18 protein-coding genes are annotated in these 18298 nt (G+C 68.0%); 4 read left to right on the top strand and 14 right to left on the bottom strand.

Translation table 11 applies throughout. The annotated features are described in order from the left end of the window. The first annotated feature begins 406 nt into the window (after window positions 1-406). On the top strand, window positions 407-1717 hold the full coding sequence (locus tag ACESMN_RS07720) for an OmpP1/FadL family transporter (RefSeq protein ID WP_373053019.1): 1311 nt from the start codon (window positions 407-409) through the stop codon (window positions 1715-1717). A gap of 293 nt (window positions 1718-2010) precedes the next feature. Here ACESMN_RS07720 and ACESMN_RS07715 read toward each other — a convergent pair whose 3' ends face one another. The 5 genes from ACESMN_RS07715 to ACESMN_RS07695 form a co-directional block, all read right to left on the bottom strand. Then, window positions 2011-2460 (bottom strand): host attachment protein, encoded by a 450-nt coding sequence (locus tag ACESMN_RS07715; protein WP_373053018.1) that lies wholly within the window; start codon window positions 2458-2460, stop codon window positions 2011-2013. A 179-nt stretch (window positions 2461-2639) separates the two neighbouring features. After that, entirely contained in the window at window positions 2640-3323 is a 684-nt protein-coding gene (locus tag ACESMN_RS07710; protein ID WP_373053017.1) for a rhomboid family intramembrane serine protease, read from the bottom strand. A gap of 135 nt (window positions 3324-3458) precedes the next feature. Then, complete coding sequence (locus tag ACESMN_RS07705; protein ID WP_373053016.1) at window positions 3459-4127, bottom strand: protein-L-isoaspartate(D-aspartate) O-methyltransferase; 669 nt, start codon at window positions 4125-4127, stop codon at window positions 3459-3461. A gap of 57 nt (window positions 4128-4184) precedes the next feature. Then, window positions 4185-4331 (bottom strand): hypothetical protein, encoded by a 147-nt coding sequence (locus ACESMN_RS07700; protein ID WP_373053015.1) that lies wholly within the window; start codon window positions 4329-4331, stop codon window positions 4185-4187. 73 nt (window positions 4332-4404) lie between these two features. Beyond that, window positions 4405-5289: a vitamin K epoxide reductase family protein gene (locus ACESMN_RS07695; RefSeq protein WP_373053014.1), complete on the bottom strand. Its 885-nt coding sequence runs from the start codon at window positions 5287-5289 to the stop codon at window positions 4405-4407. Window positions 5290-5496: 207 nt separating this feature from the next. Here ACESMN_RS07695 and ACESMN_RS07690 point away from each other — a divergent pair, with 207 nt between their 5' ends. The 3 genes from ACESMN_RS07690 to ACESMN_RS07680 all read left to right on the top strand — a co-directional run bounded on the left by ACESMN_RS07690 (window position 5497) and on the right by ACESMN_RS07680 (window position 8860). Further along, on the top strand, window positions 5497-6432 hold the full coding sequence (locus ACESMN_RS07690; RefSeq protein ID WP_373053013.1) for a cyclopropane-fatty-acyl-phospholipid synthase family protein: 936 nt from the start codon (window positions 5497-5499) through the stop codon (window positions 6430-6432). Between the two features lie 146 nt (window positions 6433-6578). After that, entirely contained in the window at window positions 6579-7094 is a 516-nt protein-coding gene (locus ACESMN_RS07685) for an invasion associated locus B family protein (protein ID WP_373053026.1), read from the top strand. A gap of 107 nt (window positions 7095-7201) precedes the next feature. Beyond that, on the top strand, window positions 7202-8860 hold the full coding sequence (locus ACESMN_RS07680) for an ExeM/NucH family extracellular endonuclease (RefSeq protein WP_373053012.1): 1659 nt from the start codon (window positions 7202-7204) through the stop codon (window positions 8858-8860). A 22-nt stretch (window positions 8861-8882) separates the two neighbouring features. Here the strand turns inward: ACESMN_RS07680 and gdhA are convergent, their stop codons facing one another. The 9 genes from gdhA to ACESMN_RS07635 form a co-directional block, all read right to left on the bottom strand. After that, window positions 8883-10232 (bottom strand): NADP-specific glutamate dehydrogenase, encoded by a 1350-nt coding sequence (gene gdhA / locus ACESMN_RS07675; protein ID WP_373053011.1) that lies wholly within the window; start codon window positions 10230-10232, stop codon window positions 8883-8885. A gap of 175 nt (window positions 10233-10407) precedes the next feature. After that, on the bottom strand, window positions 10408-11145 hold the full coding sequence (locus ACESMN_RS07670; RefSeq protein ID WP_373053010.1) for an energy-coupling factor ABC transporter ATP-binding protein: 738 nt from the start codon (window positions 11143-11145) through the stop codon (window positions 10408-10410). After that, on the bottom strand, window positions 11138-11695 hold the full coding sequence (locus ACESMN_RS07665) for a hypothetical protein (protein ID WP_373053009.1): 558 nt from the start codon (window positions 11693-11695) through the stop codon (window positions 11138-11140). The genes ACESMN_RS07670 and ACESMN_RS07665 overlap by 8 nt, the downstream gene beginning before the upstream one ends. Window positions 11696-11699: 4 nt before the next feature. Then, a complete protein-coding gene (locus tag ACESMN_RS07660) occupies window positions 11700-12362 on the bottom strand; it encodes an energy-coupling factor ABC transporter permease (protein WP_373053008.1) in 663 nt (220 codons plus the stop codon). A 1-nt stretch (window position 12363) separates the two neighbouring features. After that, window positions 12364-12771, bottom strand: coding sequence for a hypothetical protein (locus tag ACESMN_RS07655; RefSeq protein WP_373053007.1), 408 nt, complete (start codon window positions 12769-12771; stop codon window positions 12364-12366). A 102-nt stretch (window positions 12772-12873) separates the two neighbouring features. Further along, a complete protein-coding gene (locus tag ACESMN_RS07650) occupies window positions 12874-13746 on the bottom strand; it encodes a DUF4198 domain-containing protein (protein WP_373053006.1) in 873 nt (290 codons plus the stop codon). Between the two features lie 303 nt (window positions 13747-14049). Beyond that, a complete protein-coding gene (gene ggt / locus ACESMN_RS07645; protein ID WP_373053005.1) occupies window positions 14050-15621 on the bottom strand; it encodes a gamma-glutamyltransferase in 1572 nt (523 codons plus the stop codon). A 42-nt stretch (window positions 15622-15663) separates the two neighbouring features. Continuing rightward, window positions 15664-16125 carry a nickel-responsive transcriptional regulator NikR gene (gene nikR / locus ACESMN_RS07640; RefSeq protein ID WP_373053004.1) on the bottom strand — a complete coding sequence of 154 codons (462 nt, stop codon included), beginning with the start codon at window positions 16123-16125 and terminating at the stop codon, window positions 15664-15666. Next, window positions 16122-17870, bottom strand: a complete 1749-nt coding sequence (locus ACESMN_RS07635) for a hydrogenase maturation protein (RefSeq protein WP_373053003.1) — start codon at window positions 17868-17870, stop codon at window positions 16122-16124. Before ACESMN_RS07635 ends, nikR begins: the two co-directional genes overlap by 4 nt. Between the last annotated feature and the right edge of the window lie 428 nt (window positions 17871-18298).

Genomic DNA, 18298 nt, shown 5'->3' with positions numbered 1-18298 from the left:
CCTGGCTCTTTACTTTTGGCTGATGGCAACGTTGCTTCTGCTCTTGACCTTGACGAAAGATACCGGACGCCTGTAGCGCCGCGCCTTTGACCGCAGCCAAGCGGACCCCGCTCAGCACGAAGATTTACCCGGGAGCCGTCTTGGTGATATTTCAATAGATGCGGAGCCTTATTGAGGATCAGAACAACAATAAAGACAGCAGGATTCGCGTCCATGAAGGCGCCTCTTCCGAGCGGTCCCGGTACGGCCGGAATCTCGACCCTGGAGCCATCGCATAACGGAAACGCAGGCGGCTTGGACTCATTCGCATGCAACACCGCATTTTGCGGTCAATGCGCACGTACGCAATCCATCCGGATTGCAGGTTGAATCAACAAAATAAAAATTGCACAAAGGAGGAATACGGATGGCAGATTCACGGAGTCGTCGCAGCCTAGTGGCACTCGCGGTAAGCGCTACCCTGGGGCTTTCCGGGACCGCCCACGCCACAAACGGCTTTTTTTCACACGGCTATGGCACGCAGACAAAGGGAATGGGCGGCGTAGGCATGGCGATCTCGCATGATTCCTACGCTCCCGGTACCAACCCGGCCGGCATCGCCGGCATGGAAACGCGCTTCGATGGCTCCCTCGCCTATTTCCGGCCCGAACGGTTTTATGAGGCGGGAGAACCGCAATTCCAGCCGCCACCGCCTAACGGATTTCCGCTCAAACCGGGCAGGGTCGACAGCAACAGCGAGAGCTTCTTCATTCCCTCCCTGGGCTACGTGCGGCAGATCGACGCGGACCGGTCCTGGGGGGTTACGTTGCTCGCCAACGGCGGCCTGAACACCGACTACCCGGCCTTCGACAATCCGGACTTCTGCCCACCACAATCGCCTCAGCAAGGCACCTTCTGCTTTGGCGAGGCCGGGGTCAATCTGGAACAGCTGGCGCTCATTCCGACCTATGCACAGCGCTTCGCCGACGGGCGTGTGAGTGTCGGGGTAAGCCCCATCATCAGCTTTCAGCGCTTCAGGGCCAAGGGGCTCCAGGCCTTCTCGGGTTTCAGCGCAGACCCCGAGAATCTGACCAACGCGAGCACCGACAGCGATTTCGGCTTCGGTGGCCAGATCGGCTTCCAGGCCCAGCTGGCCGATCACGTGCGGGTGGGCGCGAACTACCGCTCGAAGATTCGCGGCAGCACCTTTGACGACTTCAGCGGCCTGTTTGCAGAGAACGGCGACCTCGACATCCCCGAGACCTGGGGTCTGGGCATTGCAGTGGACGTGACGCCGCGGATCACCGTGGCCGCCGATTATCAGCGCATCAACTATTCGGACGTGCCTGCGGTCAACAATCCGTTCTCCAACCTTTTCGACGGCAATCTCCTGGGCGAACCCAATGGTCCCGGCTTCGGTTGGGAGGACATCGATATCTTCAAGATCGGTGCCGAGTTTGCGGGGGACAACGGCTGGACCTGGCGGGCAGGCTACAACCGGGGAGAGAACCCGATCCCCCGTTCCGAGGTCCTGTTCAATATCCTGGCCCCGGGCGTGATGGAAGACCACTTCACGGTTGGATTCAGCAAGGCGATCGACAGTCGGTCCGCCATCCATCTGGCCGCCATGTACGCGCCCAGCGCGAGCGTGACCGGCACCAATCCGCTCGATGGGCAGACCATCAAGCTGGAGATGGAGCAGTACGAACTCGAGATCGGCTACAGCTACCGCTTCTGACCACTTCCCCGCGGCGAGCCCCGTGCGCTGGCCCCGGGGTCAGCGGCCTCGCGGGTGAAAACCGTGGCTGCAGCCTCCGTTCGCCTCATCATCCGCACCACGCGGAAGCATGACTCCCTTCCCGGGTTCCCGGGGAGCGGGGGACCGCGCCGACTTTCAGGTTGGCCGTGATGGCGATACGCCACCCCGGACCATGAAAATCCCCCTCCCCCGCATGCGGGGGAGGGTTTGGGGTGGGGTGTGAGTTGGCCGCGCGACGCGACCGGGCGCCGGCGGCTGCAGGCCGATCGGATTCAGTAGATGAAATCCGGAAGATGCGACCTCAGGACCGCGGGATCCTCGACCTTGACCACGTTCTTGGCCACCTCGGCCCGGACGGTCTGGGCAACGCTGCGGTCCAGCAGATCGCGCAGCGCTCCCAGGAAGGACGGGGACGCAACGATCACCAGGTGCTTGAACACGCCTTCGTGATGCGCGGACTTCAGGCGATCGGCGACCATCCTTGCAAATCGCTCGCGCTCATGGTGCGCGGGATCGGTCGTCTCGTCCATCGCATGGCGCGCATCACCGCTCGGGGTCGCCCAGCTCCGTCCCGGACGGTCCGAGACCAGGTCCTGGGTATTGGCGCGGGATTCGGTGTGGGAGAGCGCCTCCACATCGGCAAGCCCATGACAGGCGCGACCCTCGCAGCGGAGTATGCGGGCCCGTGCGGCGTCAGCAACCACAATCCAGACAGTGTCCATTCAGATCCTCCGTGTCGGAAACAATCGATAGCCGTCAGGCAGGGAAATGCGGATCGGGCCGCTCGGGCTGAGGCGGCCGGATCTGTCCATGTCTCCCTCCCCAAAGTGTAGATCCTTATACCCGGGACCCAACGGGATTCCTCTCGCAGATACGCCGAAAACCGATCGCCTGCGGTAACTCACCACCAGAAGACCCGGTTGCGCGGCTTGATCGGCAGCCGGCCCCGCCAGTACTGGATCAGCAGCAGCCCGAAGAACATGCCGCCGAGGTGCGCGAAGTGCGCCACGCCCGCGGTGGTTCCGGTGATGCCGGCAAGCAGCTCGAAGGCCCCGTAGGCGATCACGAAGTACTTGGCCCGGATCGGTACCGGGATCAAGAGGAAGACGAGGCGCTGATTGGGGAACATCATCCCGAAGGCCAGCAGTATGCCGAAGACCCCGCCGGACGCGCCGATGGTGGGATAGATCTCGTTGCCCGTCACCCCGTAGGACGCCACGAAAAGCTGGATCAGCCCGGCACCGAGCACGCAGACCAGATAGTAGATCGCGAACAGCCGAGAACCCCATGCGTGTTCCAGCTGGACCCCGAGCATCCACATCGCGAACAGGTTGAGAAACAGGTGCAGCAGACCGCCATGCAGAAAGCCGTAGGACAGCAGTTGCCAGAGCTGGAACGACGGCACCCAGACGAACTCGCCGTTCTGCTCGATGACCTCGGGCGTCCCCACGGGCCACAGCGCGAAGTGCACCAGCAGCGTCTCGAACGCCACCAGCTGAAGCAGGAAGATCACCACGTTGGCGATCAGCAGGAAACGGATCACCGGCGGGAACAACAGGAAGCGCGGCGGTTCTGGATCGATCATGGCATAGCGTCCTCGGGGAGCAACCGAGTGCGTCGGCACCGCGACCGGGGCGCCGGATCGGGACCGTCTTCAGGCGGTGGAAGGCTGTGCAGTTGACCGGATGAAGGGCCCGCGGTTCGTCCCCGCAACGCCACGCTATCCGCGGCCGACCAGCGGGACGAAGATCACGGACAGCGCCCGGCGTTCACTCAGGCTTCCATCCTCCTGCTTCACGCAGACCAGCAGGTCCTGGCCAGCCCACCTGGTGTCCACGGGGATGACCAGGCGCCCCCCGATCCGGAGCTGTTCCACCAGTGCCGGCGGGATGCTGTCGGCGCCGGCCGTGACGATCACGGCATCGAAGGGCGCGGCCTCCGGCCAGCCATCGCGGCCGTTCCCGGTGCGCACCTGCACGTTTTGGTAACCGAGCCGCTGCAGCCGGGAGGCGGCCGCCGCAGCCAGTTCGGGCACCACCTCGATGCTGTAGACCTCGCCCGCCAGTTCCGCGAGAAGCGCGGCCTGGTATCCGGAACCGGTCCCGATCTCGAGGACCCGGGTATCCGGCTGGAGTTCCAGCAGCTGGGTCATCAGCACGACGACGAAGGGCTGGGAGATCGTCTGGCCGTGCCCGATCGGCAGCGCCCGGTCCTCCCAGGCCTGGCCGGTGCCGGCATCCGGAACAAACTCGTCGCGCGGCACGCGCCGGAAGGCATCGAGGACCGCGGGATCCGCGGCCGCGACCCCGGTCATCCGCGCGGTCTCCTGGAATTCCCGGACCACTGAGCGGACCAGGTTCTCGATCCGCTGTTCGCGTTGTTCTGTCATGGTTGCCTCTCTCCTGGACCCGCCGAGTCCCGGACGAGCCGGTGACCACGACCGGGCTCAGCTTGCGATTTGTGGCTCCATCAGGGAGATGATGGAGTGCTGCGCTTCGCTGATCGCTTCCTGCACCCTTTCGATCGACATCACCCCGATGATGCGGCCATCGCTGATCACCGGCAAGTGCCGCACGCGCCTGTCGGTCTTCACGACGATGGGCTCTCCGGCGTAGCGCCTCGGGGATGTCGGGACGTCCACATCCCCGGGCGCCAACCTGCGCGGATCACTCCGAATGCCTCTCCCAGTCGAAACCCGACAGCTGCGCGAGTTCCCGCGGCCGGAGCACTTCCTCGAAGCGACGACCGCGGATGATCCAGGTCGGGTAACTCGCGATCCCGGCACTCGTGCAGACCCGCGCCATCGGCGTCCCGCGACCGCCAGGGCTGCACTCCACGTAGGGCAGCCGTTCGCTCGCGGCCCCGAAGAGACGCGACTGCTGACGGCAGGCGGGACACCACGAGGCCCCGTAGTACCGGACCCCGGACTCCTCGAGATGGACCGCCAGCGCGGCCAGCCGCGGGTCCTCCGGCCGGGACAGGAGATCGCTGGCCACAAGGTGCAATGCCGCGACCAAGACCAGACCCGCCCCGGCACTGCGCAGCAGCCACTGGCTCCAGGGCATCCCCGGCGCCGAGCCCGGCCGCCGCAGGAAGACCGCCGCCAGGATCGCGGCAATCGTCGCGAGCGAGGCCAGACACCACCCGCAGAAGGCATCGAGCGTAAACCAGCCGACCGCGGTCAGGTAGACGCTGACCGACACCCCGACGAAGGCCACCATCCAGAGCCGGCGCCAGCGTTTGAGTCTGGGCGGCATCGCGAATGCGATCGCTGCCAGGACGGCATACAGGGCGAAGCCCCACAGGGCGATGGGCAGCCCGAGGAATGACGACCACTGGCTCTGCTGGATCAGGTCGCACCCGGCTCCCTCCGCACAGAATGCCGGCGTCGAACGCATCCAGGCCGCCACCGTCAGATAGCCGGTGATCCCCATCCCGAGGAGGGCCAGCGCCAGGATCACCACCTCCCGCTGGCCCTCTACGGGATTCGGCGTGGTGGCACCGGCGCCCGGTCGGCCCGGTTTCTTCTTTCTGCGTTTCGCCTTCGTCATCCGGATTCGCCCTCCTGTGTGGTGGTTGCGAGACCCCGCGCATTCACGGCCTGGCCCTATGGTGGCACGTCGAGCCACCTGCCGGGCACCGGGGCGGCCGGTCGCCCGCCCTCCCCGCACCCCCGGCGAGGTCTCGACGTGCACGGGCCGGGCCGCCGGTTGCCCGGCATGGATCCAGTTCCGCGATTGCGCCAGGATGATCACCGCATGACGTTATGCCGACTGTCACAGGGACCGGCAAACCCGGACAATGCCGGAATGTGCTCGCATGAACTCCAGAACTACTACGATCGCAACACCGCACCCTTCCTGCGCATCGGTAGCAGCGCGGGCGGTCACGCGATCCACCGCGGGCTGTGGGCAACGGGAGTGCGCAATGGGCGCGAGGCCGCGGAACACGTAAACACACTGCTGGCCGAACGGATCCGTGCCTGCGCATCCGGGCCACCGCGGCTCCTGCTGGACCTTGGCTGCGGTGTCGGCGGCACGATGTTCAGTCTGGCGCGCGCCTTCCCCCGGGCCCGGCTGCACGGGGTGACCATCAGTGCGAAACAGGTGACGCTCGCACGGGAGCTGGCGCAGAGCCAGGGCCTGCAGGCACGTTGCCGCTTCAGCAGGGCCAATTTCGAGGAGCTGAGTCTGCAACTGCGCGCCGACGCAATCGTCGCTGTCGAGTCGTTCGTGCATGTCTCCCGTCCGGAGCGCTTCCTCGCGACCTGCAGAAGGCACCTGGCGCCGGGCGGGGTCGTGCTGATCGTCGACGACTTCCTCGACCATCCGGTCCCGCCCGGCGCGCACGCGATGCAGCGCACGATCGATCGTTTCCGGGACGGGTGGCGCGTCCCGGGGCTGTGCACATTGGAGACCCTCGACGCCGTAGCGGTGAAGTCCGGGTTCCGGCGTCTTTACGCACATGACCTCTCGCCGCTGATCCGCACCCACCGGCCGCGGGACCGGCTGGTCGCGCTGGTCAGCCCGCCGGTGCGCCTCCTGGGCCTCACGCGGCACCCCTTCTGGGCGAATGTGGTGGGCGGACACGCGCTGAATCGCGCCATCCGCGAGGGCTGGATCCGCTACCGCCTGCTGACGCTCGGGCGCCGGGATACCGGCCCCGGGGGCCCGGGCAGGATGCCCGAGGCCTGATGCTGCGCATCGCCGGGCGACATCCCTGCCCGCCCGGGGAAGGCCACGGCACCGCCGGCATCGACGCGTGGCCTTGACGCGCCGCGGCCGTGTGGATAGCTTGCTGCGAGGATTTATCCGGGAGAACGAAGATCAACCCCTTGAACATGATGCGCTCTGCCGCGCCCCTGCCCGCGGCCCTTGGACTGTCCGTGCTGCTCTTCCTGCTCTCCACGGCGCCCGCGCTGGGCCAGATGGGTGGGGATCTGCGCGCTGGTGCCACCCATCAGGACTGGCAGGTGCTGTGCGAGGACACGCCTGCGGGCGAGACCTGCTTCATCAGCCAGGCCGCTGCCGATGACTCGGGCGAGCCGGTGATGCAGATCATGGTCGGCCGCATCGAAGGCGACAACGTGATGGTCGTCTACCTGCCCCTGGGGCTCGACCTTCGCCCGGGCATGCTGTTCCGGATTGGCGAGGACCTGCAACGCGAGTTCCCCTTCCAGACCTGTCTTCCGAACGGCTGCCGGGTGGTGGCGCCGGTCGACCCCGAGATGCTGGCCGCGATGCGCGCCGGCACCACGTTCCTGATCGGCGTCAGGCCCCTGGAATCCGACCAGGTGGCCGTGATCGAGGGTTCGCTGATGGGCTTCAGCGCCGGCTTCCAGGAGGTCGCCGAGTAGAGTCGTAGGTCTCCGCGTGCCGCTTCCGGGTGACGGATTGCGGCATGCGGAAGAACCGCACAGGGAAAGCAAGCGCTCGCCAGCGCCGCAGCCAGGGGAAGGGATGCATGCCGGCAAGCAACGGGATCGCGTGGCTGGTCAGCGTTTTGTTGTGGGCGACGGCTTCGTTCGCGGCGTCGCCCGTGGCCGCGGATTGCCCGCCGACCCTGGTCACCCCGATCCCGGAACTGCGGGCGGGACGCGTGGCGGAAGGCGAATCGGTGACGGTCGAGGGGATCGTCACGGGCGTCTTCCTGGGGCCTGAACGTCTCGGCGGCTTCTTCGTCCAGCACGATGCCCTGCCCCCGGCAGGGCTCTTCGTCTATGCCCCGTCGCTGGCGCCGCAGTCCCTGCGCCCCGGGGACCGGGTACTGATCGCGGGTCGGTTCGACCGGTTTCGCGGGCGACCCCAGCTCAGCCGAATCAATGACGTGCACGTGTGCACGCACGCCGGGCTACCCGATCCGGTGGTGCTGCGGCTGCCCGGGGATGCCGCGCGGCTGGCCAGTCTGCACGGCGTGAAGGTCCGTTTCGAGCAGCCCCTGACTGTCACGGGAAACTACGAGCTCGGCCGCTACGGCAGTCTGCACCTGTCCGCGCCAGGACGGCTGTACCGGAAGAGCGGGACTGCCGGTAACGGATCCCGGGCCCGGCAGGCACACCGGATCGTGCTCGACGATGGCAGCTATCGGGCCAACCCCCGACCAGTCCCCTATCTCGGGGCAAACGGCACTCGTCGCGCGGGTGACCAGGTCGAGGGGCTGACCGGTATCCTGACCCGCGCCTTCGGTGCCCACCGCGTCCACCCGACCCGGGCCCCCATGTTCGTCGAGGCGAATCCGCGCCCCGCGCCGCCGAACGCGAACACGGACAGCATCCGCGTCGCGACCCTGAATGTGGAGAACTACTTCCTGACGCTTGGCCAGCGGGGCGCGGAGAACCGCGCCCAGCGCAACCGGCAGCGGCGCAAACTCGCGGCCGCCATCCACGGTATCGATGCCGACGTGCTGAGCCTCCTCGAGGTCGAGAACCGCGAGCCCGCCCTGCGGGATCTGCTCCGAACACTGAACCGCGACCTGCCCGCGGCACTTCGGTATCAAGCAGTCCCGCATCGCCGGACCGGGACCGATGCGATCCGCAACGCGCTGGTGTACCGTCCAGCCCGGGTCAGGCTGCTGGATGCGGCCACGGACCCGGATCCCGTGCACAACCGGCCGCCGCTGCTGGCATGGTTCACCGCCCGGGGCGGCAGCGCGGCCTTCGGCGTGGTGGCGGTCCATTTCAAGGCGAAGGCGGGCTGCCCCGAAACGGGCGACATCGACCTCGGTCAGGGCTGCTGGAACCGGCTGCGCGGCCAGCAGGCCCGGCGCCTCGTCGACTGGCTGGACCGGATCCGGCGCGATGGCGCCCCGGTCCTCGTCGCAGGCGATCTGAATGCCTACGCAGGCGAGGACCCGATGGCGACGTTCCTGCGCGCGGGCAAGACCAATCTGGCCGCCACCCACCTCCTCCCGGAGCGTCCCTACACCTACGTCTTCCAAGGCGAGGCCGGGCAGCTCGACTACCTGCTGGCCGAAGAGGACCTCGCGAAGCGCGTGGCGGCGGCCGGCATCTGGCACATCAACGCAGACGAGCCCCCGTTCCTCGGCTTCGCCGGACGCCAGCCGGCCCGGGGCCCCTGGCGATCATCGGACCACGACCCGGTCTGGGCCGACCTGCGCTTGTGACCGCACCGCGGAGCCCCCCGGTTCAGATCAGACCCAGCGCCACCATCGCACGGCCTACCTTCAGGAAGCCGGTGATGTTGGCCCCGGCGACATAGTCGCCCGGCTGCCCGAACTCCTCGGCCGTCTCGTGGCAGTTGCGGTGGATGTTGATCATGATCTCCTGCAGACGCGCCTCGGTGTATTCGGAGGTCCAGGAATCGCGGCTGGCATTCTGCTGCATCTCCAGGGCGCTGGTCGCGACCCCGCCTGCGTTCGCCGCCTTGCCCGGCCCGTAGGCGATCCCCGCCTCCTGGAACACGCGGATTCCCTCCGGCGTGGTCGGCATATTGGCGCCCTCGGCGACCGCGATGCAGCCCTGTTCGACCAGGGTCTGCGCATCCTTGCCGTTCAGCTCGTTCTGGGTCGCACAGGGAAGTGCGAGCTCGCAGGGCACGGTCCAGATCACGCCATCGGGCAGATAGGTGGCATCGGGTCGCTCTTCCGCATAGGCGCTGATGCGACGACGTTCGATCTCCTTGATCTGCTTCACCAGGTCGAGGTCGAGGCCGTTCTTGTCCACGATGACACCGTTGGAATCGGAACAGGCGATCACCTTGCCGCCGAGGGCATGGATCTTCTCGATCGCGTAGATCGCGACGTTGCCGGAGCCCGAAACCACGCAGGTCTTCCCCTCCAGCGACTCGCCGCGGACCTTCAGCATCTCGTTCAGGAAGAACACCGTGCCGTAGCCCGTCGCCTCGGTCCGGGCGCGGCTGCCGCCCCAGTCCAGGCCCTTGCCGGTAAAGACGCCGGACTCGTAGCGGTTGGTGATGCGCTTGTACTGTCCGAAGAGGTAGCCCACCTCGCGCTGCCCGACCCCGATGTCGCCGGCGGGCACGTCGGTGTACTGACCGATGTGCCGGTAGAGCTCGGTCATCAGGCTCTGGCAGAAACGCATGATCTCGGCATCGGAGCGGCCCTTCGGGTCGAAGTCGCTCCCGCCCTTGCCGCCGCCGATCGGAAGGCCGGTCAGCGCATTCTTGAAGATCTGCTCGAAGCCCAGGAACTTGATGATGCCGAGATACACCGACGGGTGGAAGCGCATGCCGCCCTTGTACGGTCCCAGCGCACTGTTGAACTCCACCCGGAAGGCCCGGTTGATGTGGGTGTGGCCCTGATCGTCCTGCCACGGCACCCGGAAGATGATCTGGCGTTCGGGCTCGCAGATGCGCTGGATGATCTTGTGCTCGGTGAATTCCGGATACTTCACCAGCACCGGACCCAGGGTCTCGAGTACCTCATGCACCGCCTGATGGAACTCGGTCTCGCCCGGGTTGCGCCGCAGAACGTCCCGGTAGATCGGTTCCAGCTTCTCGTCGAGCCCTGCCACCATGATCCTGTGCCTCCTCGTCAGTCCGCCTGCGCCCGGCCCGGCGGGAGTGCAGGCGCATGCGCTGACCCCGGCGCCGGGGGCCCGCCATGATCCTGGAAACGCGCGGTCCGCGCCAGTGTTGGCGTGAAAGTCGCGCGGTCCCCCTCCCGCTTGCGGGAGCGGAGGATCTTGATCGTCAACCGTGTTCGAGCCCGTGGGTGACGAGCAGATCCCGGTCCGGCGGCCCGCCGGCATCCCGGCTGTCGTAGACGACCCGGTGGTCCGCAGAGAGGATCACGACGCGTTCGCCGAGTCGGGGGACCAGCGCCATCTGGTGGGTCGCAACGACCGAGGTCACCGGGCGTGCCCGCAGCCATTCCAGCAGCCACCCGACTGTCCGCGGATCCAGGTTGGCCGTGGGCTCGTCCAGCAGCAGCACCTCGGGTTCCACCGCAAGCAGGCAGGCCAGACAGAGCCGCTGCTTCTCGCCGCCGGAGAGCTCGAACGGGGGCGCCTCCAGCAGGTCCACGAGCCGCAACCGCTCGGCCCAGCGGATGACCCGCGCCTCCTGCTCCGAGGCCTCGAGGTGCCTCAGGCCAAAGCTGATCTCCTCGCGGACCGTCGGATTGAAGAGCATCGACTCCGGATGCTGGAACATCAGCGCCACGCGCTGACGGAATTCCCGCTGCCAGGCACGGTCCTGCAGTGTCCGGTCCGTTACCGGACGGCCCTCGAAACGGAAGACCCCTGCGCTCGGGAGCGTGAGCGCATTCAGCACCCGCAGCAAGGTGCTCTTGCCGCAACCGTTGGTGCCCAGCACAACCACCCGTTCGCCTGCCTCGATCGACAGGTCGATCCCGTCGAGCGCCCTGCGGCCGTTGGGATAGGCGACCTCGACCCGCTGCAGCACCAGCAGGGGCGACGCCTCAGTCATCCAGCGCCCCCCGCGAACGCATGGCCTGAGTGACCATCTCGGCGTTGTGCACTCCCCTGTCCAGCGCCCCAAGACCAATGGCCGCGCTGCCGAAGAAGCGCTGGCGCAGGGTCGGCGGCACGGTCTCCCGGCTGCGCTGGGCATGCCGGTAGTCGCGACCCAGCCGCCGGAAGAGCAGCAGCTGCCCCCGAACGATCACCAGCCAGCGCCGGGCTCGCGGCCAGTGCGCGAGCGCGCGGTCGAGATCCACGTCGCGCATCATCCAGGCGGTCAGCAGCGCGAGCACCACCACCCGCAGGTTGATCAGCAGCAGCGTGTCCAGCACCGCTTGGTTGGTCAGCCACCCCATCAGCAGGTAACCCGACGACATCAGCAGCAGCACCCAGAACACGGGCCGGGCCGCCCGCAGCAGCAGGGCGATCCGTCCCCGACCGGACACCAGGAGAATGCTGGCCAGCAGCACCAGCAGAGGGACGGGCAGATGAACCAGGGTCACCGCCACCACCGCCGTGAGGTAGAGCGCCAGCCGTGCCGGGTGGCTCAGGGACATCGCGTCATGCCTCCCCGGCGACCGGCGCCTGCAGCCAGCGCCGCCTGCGCGCGTGACGCCAGATCAGCAGTGTCAGCGCCGCCTCGCCCATCGCAATGAACAAATGCGGCAGCAGGATGGCCGGGACGGTGACCGACCAGCCGAACGGAAAGAACCGCGGACTGCCGTCGGGCGCCCGAGCGATCATCGGCTGCAGCCCGAGCACCAGCGCGACGATCAGCGCGGACACGAGGATGGACAACAATACCGCCACGAAGACCGCGAACTCCGCCTGCAACGGGCTGAGCAGCCGGAACAGCAGGTAGGCTGTCCAGGCGCCCAGGAATCCCATCGCGAGCGCGTTCACCGGCAGGGCGGTGATGCCGCCTGCACCCATCACCAGGGCCTGCAGCAGGAGCACCAGCGTGTGGGAGAGAAACGCCACCCAGGGACCGAAGATCAGCGCCAGCATCCCGACCCCGATCGCATGTCCCGAGGTCCCGCCTGGCAGAGGCAGCATCAGGCCGGACAGCACGAAGGCCAGCGCCGTGAAGACGGCGAGCCGTGGCAGCGCCTCGTCGCCGACCCGACCGGCGAATTCCCGCCCCGCCCACCACCACAGCGGAGCGGCCAGCGCCAGTGCTGGCAGGTAGGTCTGGGGCGAGATCAGGCCGTCAGGGATGTGCATGTCACGCCGAGGTCCTGCGGGCGCGACCGCCGCGCCAGAGCGCGAGGATACCAAACACCCCGAGGACGTAGCCTACCCCGGAAGCCACCCGCTCCCACCGCGACAGGCCCTCCGACCCCTGTGTCTCGGTGCCCAGGCCTTCCGTATCCACACGCACCCGGGCCTCCGTGCCGTGGCCATCCTCGGTCGTGACGGTCACCCGCCATATCCCGGGGCGGTGGGGCAGGAAGCTCACCTCGCCGAGCGCATTCACGCGCCCGGTCTGGAACGGCTGATCATCGTCGGGTGCCATCACGCGATAACTCTCGAAGAGCGGCCTGTCGCCGTCAGGAAACCGGAACTGAATCCGAACCACTGAATCCCCTTCGAGCACGCGGTGCAGCAGCGCATGGCCGGCGACTGGCGGCACGTTCAGCGCGCTCGCCGCGCAGAGCACGGCGAGTGCGCAGGCGGCCCGCCCTGCCCAACCGGGGACGGCGCCCGAGCGACCTCGGTCGCGGCCGCGCATGCCTCAGCGGATCACGAAGGTCAGCGTGGAGAAGTACGAGCGCCGGTCACAGACGGACGGGTCCGGATAGTCCTCGGCGGCGTGTGCGCGAACGAGCCAGTATCCGGACGCGGCCGGCACGAACCGGACCACGCCGTCGTCATCGGTTTGCAGTGTCAGCGCATAGCCATCTTCCGACCGGCCGTCGTAGCCCGCATACGTCGCCTTGACCTCGCCTTGCCACGGCTCGCCGTGCCAGGACACCTCAATCGCCAGGGGATCGCCTGCCTTCAGCGCCGCCGGGTCACGGACCGGCACCAGTTCGAGGGCGTGGCCCTGGCGGTGCCGCCAGGCCTCGCTGGATCCGCGGCCCACCACCGCCTTCATGACGTTCACCGACTGCGTGCAACCGAGGGCATCCGGGTAGGTCTGCCGCGAGGCCGGACGGCCGCCCTCGTGGGTGCGGCTCCAGAAGCGCGGCGTCTGCTCGGCGACGATGAGACGGGCACCATCGGCGCCATCCGGGAGGGCATGGGTTTCCCCATCCTCCAGCACCAGGGTCTCCACGGTACCATCCACCGCGACCAGCCGAATCTCCTCCACGCGGTCGACGGCGAGCGGTCCATCCTCGGGAAAGGCATGTCCGATACCGAGCCGGAACGTCGCCACCCCATCGGCATCCCCGCTGGCGGTGATCCAGGGGTAGTGTGCCCAGGCCGGCGCGGCCATTCCCAGCAGCCCGAGCGCCAGCAGGGTCACGAGGACCGGGACCGGACGGGGCAGCCGGGCGCGCCAGCGGAGTCCGTGACTCAGGCACCGCTGGCCGGCGGGCGCAGTCCCGCCATGCCAGTCCCCCGTGGCATCGGTACGGATCAAAAGATGGGTCAAACAGGGCATCTGCACTTCCTCGATGGACGGGACCCGGCCGACAAGTGCCGCTGTCACCGCGAGGGGCCACGGCTCATCGCCGCACCCGCCTGAAGGATGATAGTAGGATTTTTTCGTAACACTTCATAGATTAGCACCGCTCCCGGATACCACCAAGAGCCGTGCGCCGCGCGGCAGGTGCAGAGCCGTGCGCAAAGAACGGGAATCGGTCCCTGGGGAAACGCTGATTCCGGTGCAAGCCGCAAATGGTCTGTGCAGCGCAGCGTGCGCCGAGAAGGCCGGGATGACCTTATTCAGGACTTCCCTGGTGGCTCAGGAGGCGCCCGGCGCGCCCGCCAGGCGGACCACGCCGCCACGCCGGGCATCCCCTGCCCCGGAAAAGCCCGCCTGACCAAGACCCACCGCGTGCACGCCTCCGAAGAACAGGCTGCGTTCGCGCCAGATCCGGTGGTTCGGGTACCGCGCGAGCAGCGGGTCCAGATCGACCTCGGCGCCAAAGCCGGCCTCCACGCTGAGCAATCCCTCCTCCAGATGGATGCGCGAGGCGTCCACCGCGCGCTGCAGCGGCATGTCAAAGTCGAGCAGATTCACCAGCACCTGCAGGATCGCGGTGCGGATCCGGTTGGAGCCGCCGGACCCCAGCGCTACCTCGCTGCCGTCGGGGCGTGACAGCAGGGTCGGCGCCATCATCGAGGTGAGGCGCTGGTCCTCGCTCCAGCGGAAGAAACCCTGGGGATTCAGGTCCTGTTCGCCGAGCATGTTGTTGAGCATGACGCCGGTGTCCGGAATCAGCACCCCGCAACCCTCACCGTTGCTCGCGGTGAGGCTCGCCACATTGCCCCCGGCGTCCATCACGCTCAGGTGGGTGGTGCCGCGCATCGCCGGTCCCAGCCCGGTCACCTCCTCCAGGTAACGGGCCAGCAGGCCCGGATCGAGCAGCCTGCGGGCATCCACCGGCGCGTCCCCGTCCGGCTGTACCTCCAGGCGGGCGCGGTCGGTCAGTGCCATCACCCCGGCCATACGCTCGAGATGCCCGGCCGATCCGAACGCCGCGTGAGGAGGCCCGAGGTTCTCCAGCAGCGTCAGTGCGAACCCCAGCAGCAGGCCACCGGACGAGGGCGGCGGATTGATCCAGATCCGGTTCCCGCGGTAGTCCAGCGTCACCGGCTCCCGGATCTCGGCCCGGTACCGGCGCAGGTCGTCCGGGCCCAGCAGGCCGCCTTCGCGCCGGCACCGATTCACGACCAGATCTGCGAACTCGCCCCGGTAGAACCAGGACTCGCCTTCCGCCGCCAGTCGTTCGAGGCTGTCCGCAAGCTGTGTCTGGCGCAGCAGGTCACCCTCCACCACCAGCGACCCCGGGCGGGTCGGGCTCGCGTACAATTGCCGGGATTCCTCCGTATGCGCGTAGATCGCACCGACGATCCGGAAGGCATAGGCCTGCAGGGCATTCACGCGGACCCCCTCACGTGCGAGCCGGATCGCCGGCTCCAGCAGCACCGGCATCGGCAGGCTGGCGTAGTGGCGGTGGGCCGCGAAGAGCCCGGCGACCATGCCGGGGGTCGCGACCGATCCCAGTCCGATATGGAACTCCTGCTGGGCATCGCCAAAGTCCGCGACGATGGGCAGGAATTCGATCTCCTCCGGGGGGCGCTTGCGCAGCGGCGTCTGCACGAAGAAGTCCAGTGCCTGGACCGGATCCCTGCCCTTCCGGGTCAGCAGAAACCCGCCGCCACCCAGTGAACAGAGCACCGGCTCCGCCACGCAGGCCGCGAACTGCCCGGCGATCACCGCGTCGAAGGCGTTGCCGCCCGCCTCCAGGACGGCAGCGGCCGCTTCGGCCGTCGCGGGGTGCCCCGCAGCGACCACCCCCGTGCCGTTCACGATCTCCCCCGCACCCCGGTGCCGTCCCGGTTGCGGTACCGGTCAGCTCTCATGGTGGTGCTGATGCGCGGGCGTGGCCGCCGGACCCGGATCGAGGGCATGCTCGAGCGGGATCCGGTGCAGCTGGCCATGACGTATGCCCGGCCGCGCCATCACCGATTCCGCGAAGGCCTGCACGTCCCGGGCGGTGCCCTTCAGCAGTACCGACTCCACGCACATGTCGTGGTCCAGGTGCATGTGCAGCGTGGTCACGGTGAGGTTGTAGTGCGCGTGGTGCGTCTGGGTCAGCCGTTTGCTGAGTTCACGCTCGTGATGGTCGTACATGTAGCTCAGCACACCGACGCAGGCCCCGTCCTGCTCCGGGCTCAAGCGCTCCTTGGCCAGCGCCCCGCGGATCAGGTCACGAACGGCCTCCGAGCGATTGCTGTAGCCCTTGCGCTTGATGAAGTCGTCGAAGTCCTGTGCGAGGGCGGGCTCGACGGAGACGGTGAAGCGTTCGCTCATGGCTGGTTCCTTGTGATCGTACCGGTACCGGCCGCAGCGCCGATGCGGCGGTGCAGGGCCAGGTGCAACGGCGTCCGCGAGTGTGGCACGCGGTGCACGAAGTTGTAGCGGGCCACATGATAGCTGGGATCAAAGCCGAAGAAATTCAGGCGCATCCGCCGCATCTCCTCCTCCCGGTAAGTAGCCAGCGGCCTGCTCGCCTCATCGCGGCGTCGGCCCGACTGTTTCGCCTCGAGGCGCGCCTCCAGGTCCGCGGAGGCGGCGAGGCCGGCGGCCCGGCACGCGGCCTGCGCGGCAAAGTCGGCGGCATCTGTGCCGAACACCGCATCCACAAGCGCGATCTCCCGCGCCTGTGAGGCACCGATCGGGAGCCGGTTCCCCATGATCTCCCGCGCCGCCTTCGGCCCGACGCGGCGTGGCAGCAGGTAGGTCCAGTATTCCGAGCCGTACAGGTTGCCCATGTTCTTGTAGTGCGGGTTCAGGATCACCCCGGGTGCGCACCACATCTCGTCGGCAGCCAGGGCCAGAAAGACGCCGCCCGCGCCGGCGTTGCCGCGCAGGGCGGAAACCACCAGCCGGTCGCCGGTTTCGATGATCGACCGGGTCAGGTCATTCATCGCCTCGATGTTGTCCCAGGAGGCCTCGGCCGCGTTTTCTTCCGCCTCGATCCGGTGCAGATGGATGCCGTTCGACCAGAAGTCGCCCCCGCCCAGCAGCACCAGTACCCGTGCCGACGTCCGTCGCAGCCGTTCCCACGCCGCCTGCAGGCGCCGACACTGGTCTGTGGACATCGCACCGTTGTGGAACTCGAAGGCGAGATAGCCCACGCCGTCCTCGTTCCAGGCGCGTATCTCCTGCCAGGTGTCGCCGGTGCCCACCACGGTGAACGGGTCCAGCGGTATCTCCGGCACCCCCGCCAGTCTTTGCGGGCCCAGCACCTGCACTGCGGGCAGTTTCAGATCCCTGCGACCTCCCTCGAGTGCGCGCAGGTGGGTGATCCAGACCCCTCCGTCCACGGTCGCGCGGCAGATCGCGCCATCGCGGGTCCCGATCAGCGTCCCCGGCTCGCCGCTGAGATTCCACTCCGGCCAGGCGTTGTACAGCCGCACCGGCAGACCGAGGATCTCGTCCCGCACGCCGGGGCTGCCGTCGGCCGCCCGGATCCGGCGCAGCACGGAGGTGGTGTCGTCCCGCTGCCAGTCGATGCGCCTCTGCGCCGCGGTGAAGGCCGGGCGCCAGCGGCCGCGGCTCCCGTCCGGGTTGACCGCCAGCGGCTCCGGGCGGAAGCCGGGGTCCTGCAAGCGCCCCAGCGCGACAGTGACCGCCTGCACCGCCGCGTCGGTGACCTCGCGCCGGTACAGGCTGCTCTTGGACGCGTTGCGCATCGGGAAGCTGACCGAGGCCCAGACGTCACCCGCGTCCATCGCCGCGTCGGCCTGCAGCACCGTCACGCCCCACTCCCGTGCTTCGTCCTCGATCGCCCAGTCCAGCGCCGCCGGACCGCGGTCACCGAGCGGCCCCGGGTGCACGATCCAGCACCGCGTTCCGCGCCAGACGACCTCCGGGATGGCCCTTTTCAGGAACGGCGCGATCACCAGGTCCGGACGATAGAGTTCCACCGCCTCTTCCGTGACCCGGTCGTTGATGTCGAACTCGATGGACACCTCGTGCCCCAGCCGCCGCAACTCCACGAACAGACGCTGAGTCAGGCTGTTGAAGCCGTGGGTCAGAAACAGGATGCGCATGGCGGGCGAAGCATAGCAACCGTCGGCAGACCCCGCGAGAGACGGGACAATCCGCCCGGTGGGCCCGCTGCGCCGGGTTCACCCGATGACGCCCCACCAGCCGCGGCCACCACAGCGGGAGCAAGCTCCCGCACTCCATGAACCCCGTTTGGAGTGCGGCGGCTCGCCGCCGCCTTCACGCCCCGCGGCTTGCCGCGGGGAGGCGCAGGCGATCAGAAACGCGTTCACCTCCCCCGCCCCGCCAAGAGCGAGCGGAAATCGTCGAGGCACTCGCCAGCCCGAGCTCCGCAGGACCGCGGCACGCCGCGGCCACCAAAGAGCGGGAGCAGGCTCCCGCACTCCAGGCGCTCAGGCGTATTCGGCGAGGCGGATCGGGAGCCGGCGGGGGCCCCAGTGGCCGGGGGCGGGTTCGAAGACGCCGCTGACGG

It is taken from the genome of Thioalkalivibrio sp., assembly GCF_041690275.1.
Classification (GTDB): domain Bacteria; phylum Pseudomonadota; class Gammaproteobacteria; order Ectothiorhodospirales; family Ectothiorhodospiraceae; genus Thioalkalivibrio.
The sequence above is the reverse complement of the archived record's forward strand: the minus strand, read 5'-3'. Positions and strand labels throughout refer to the sequence as shown.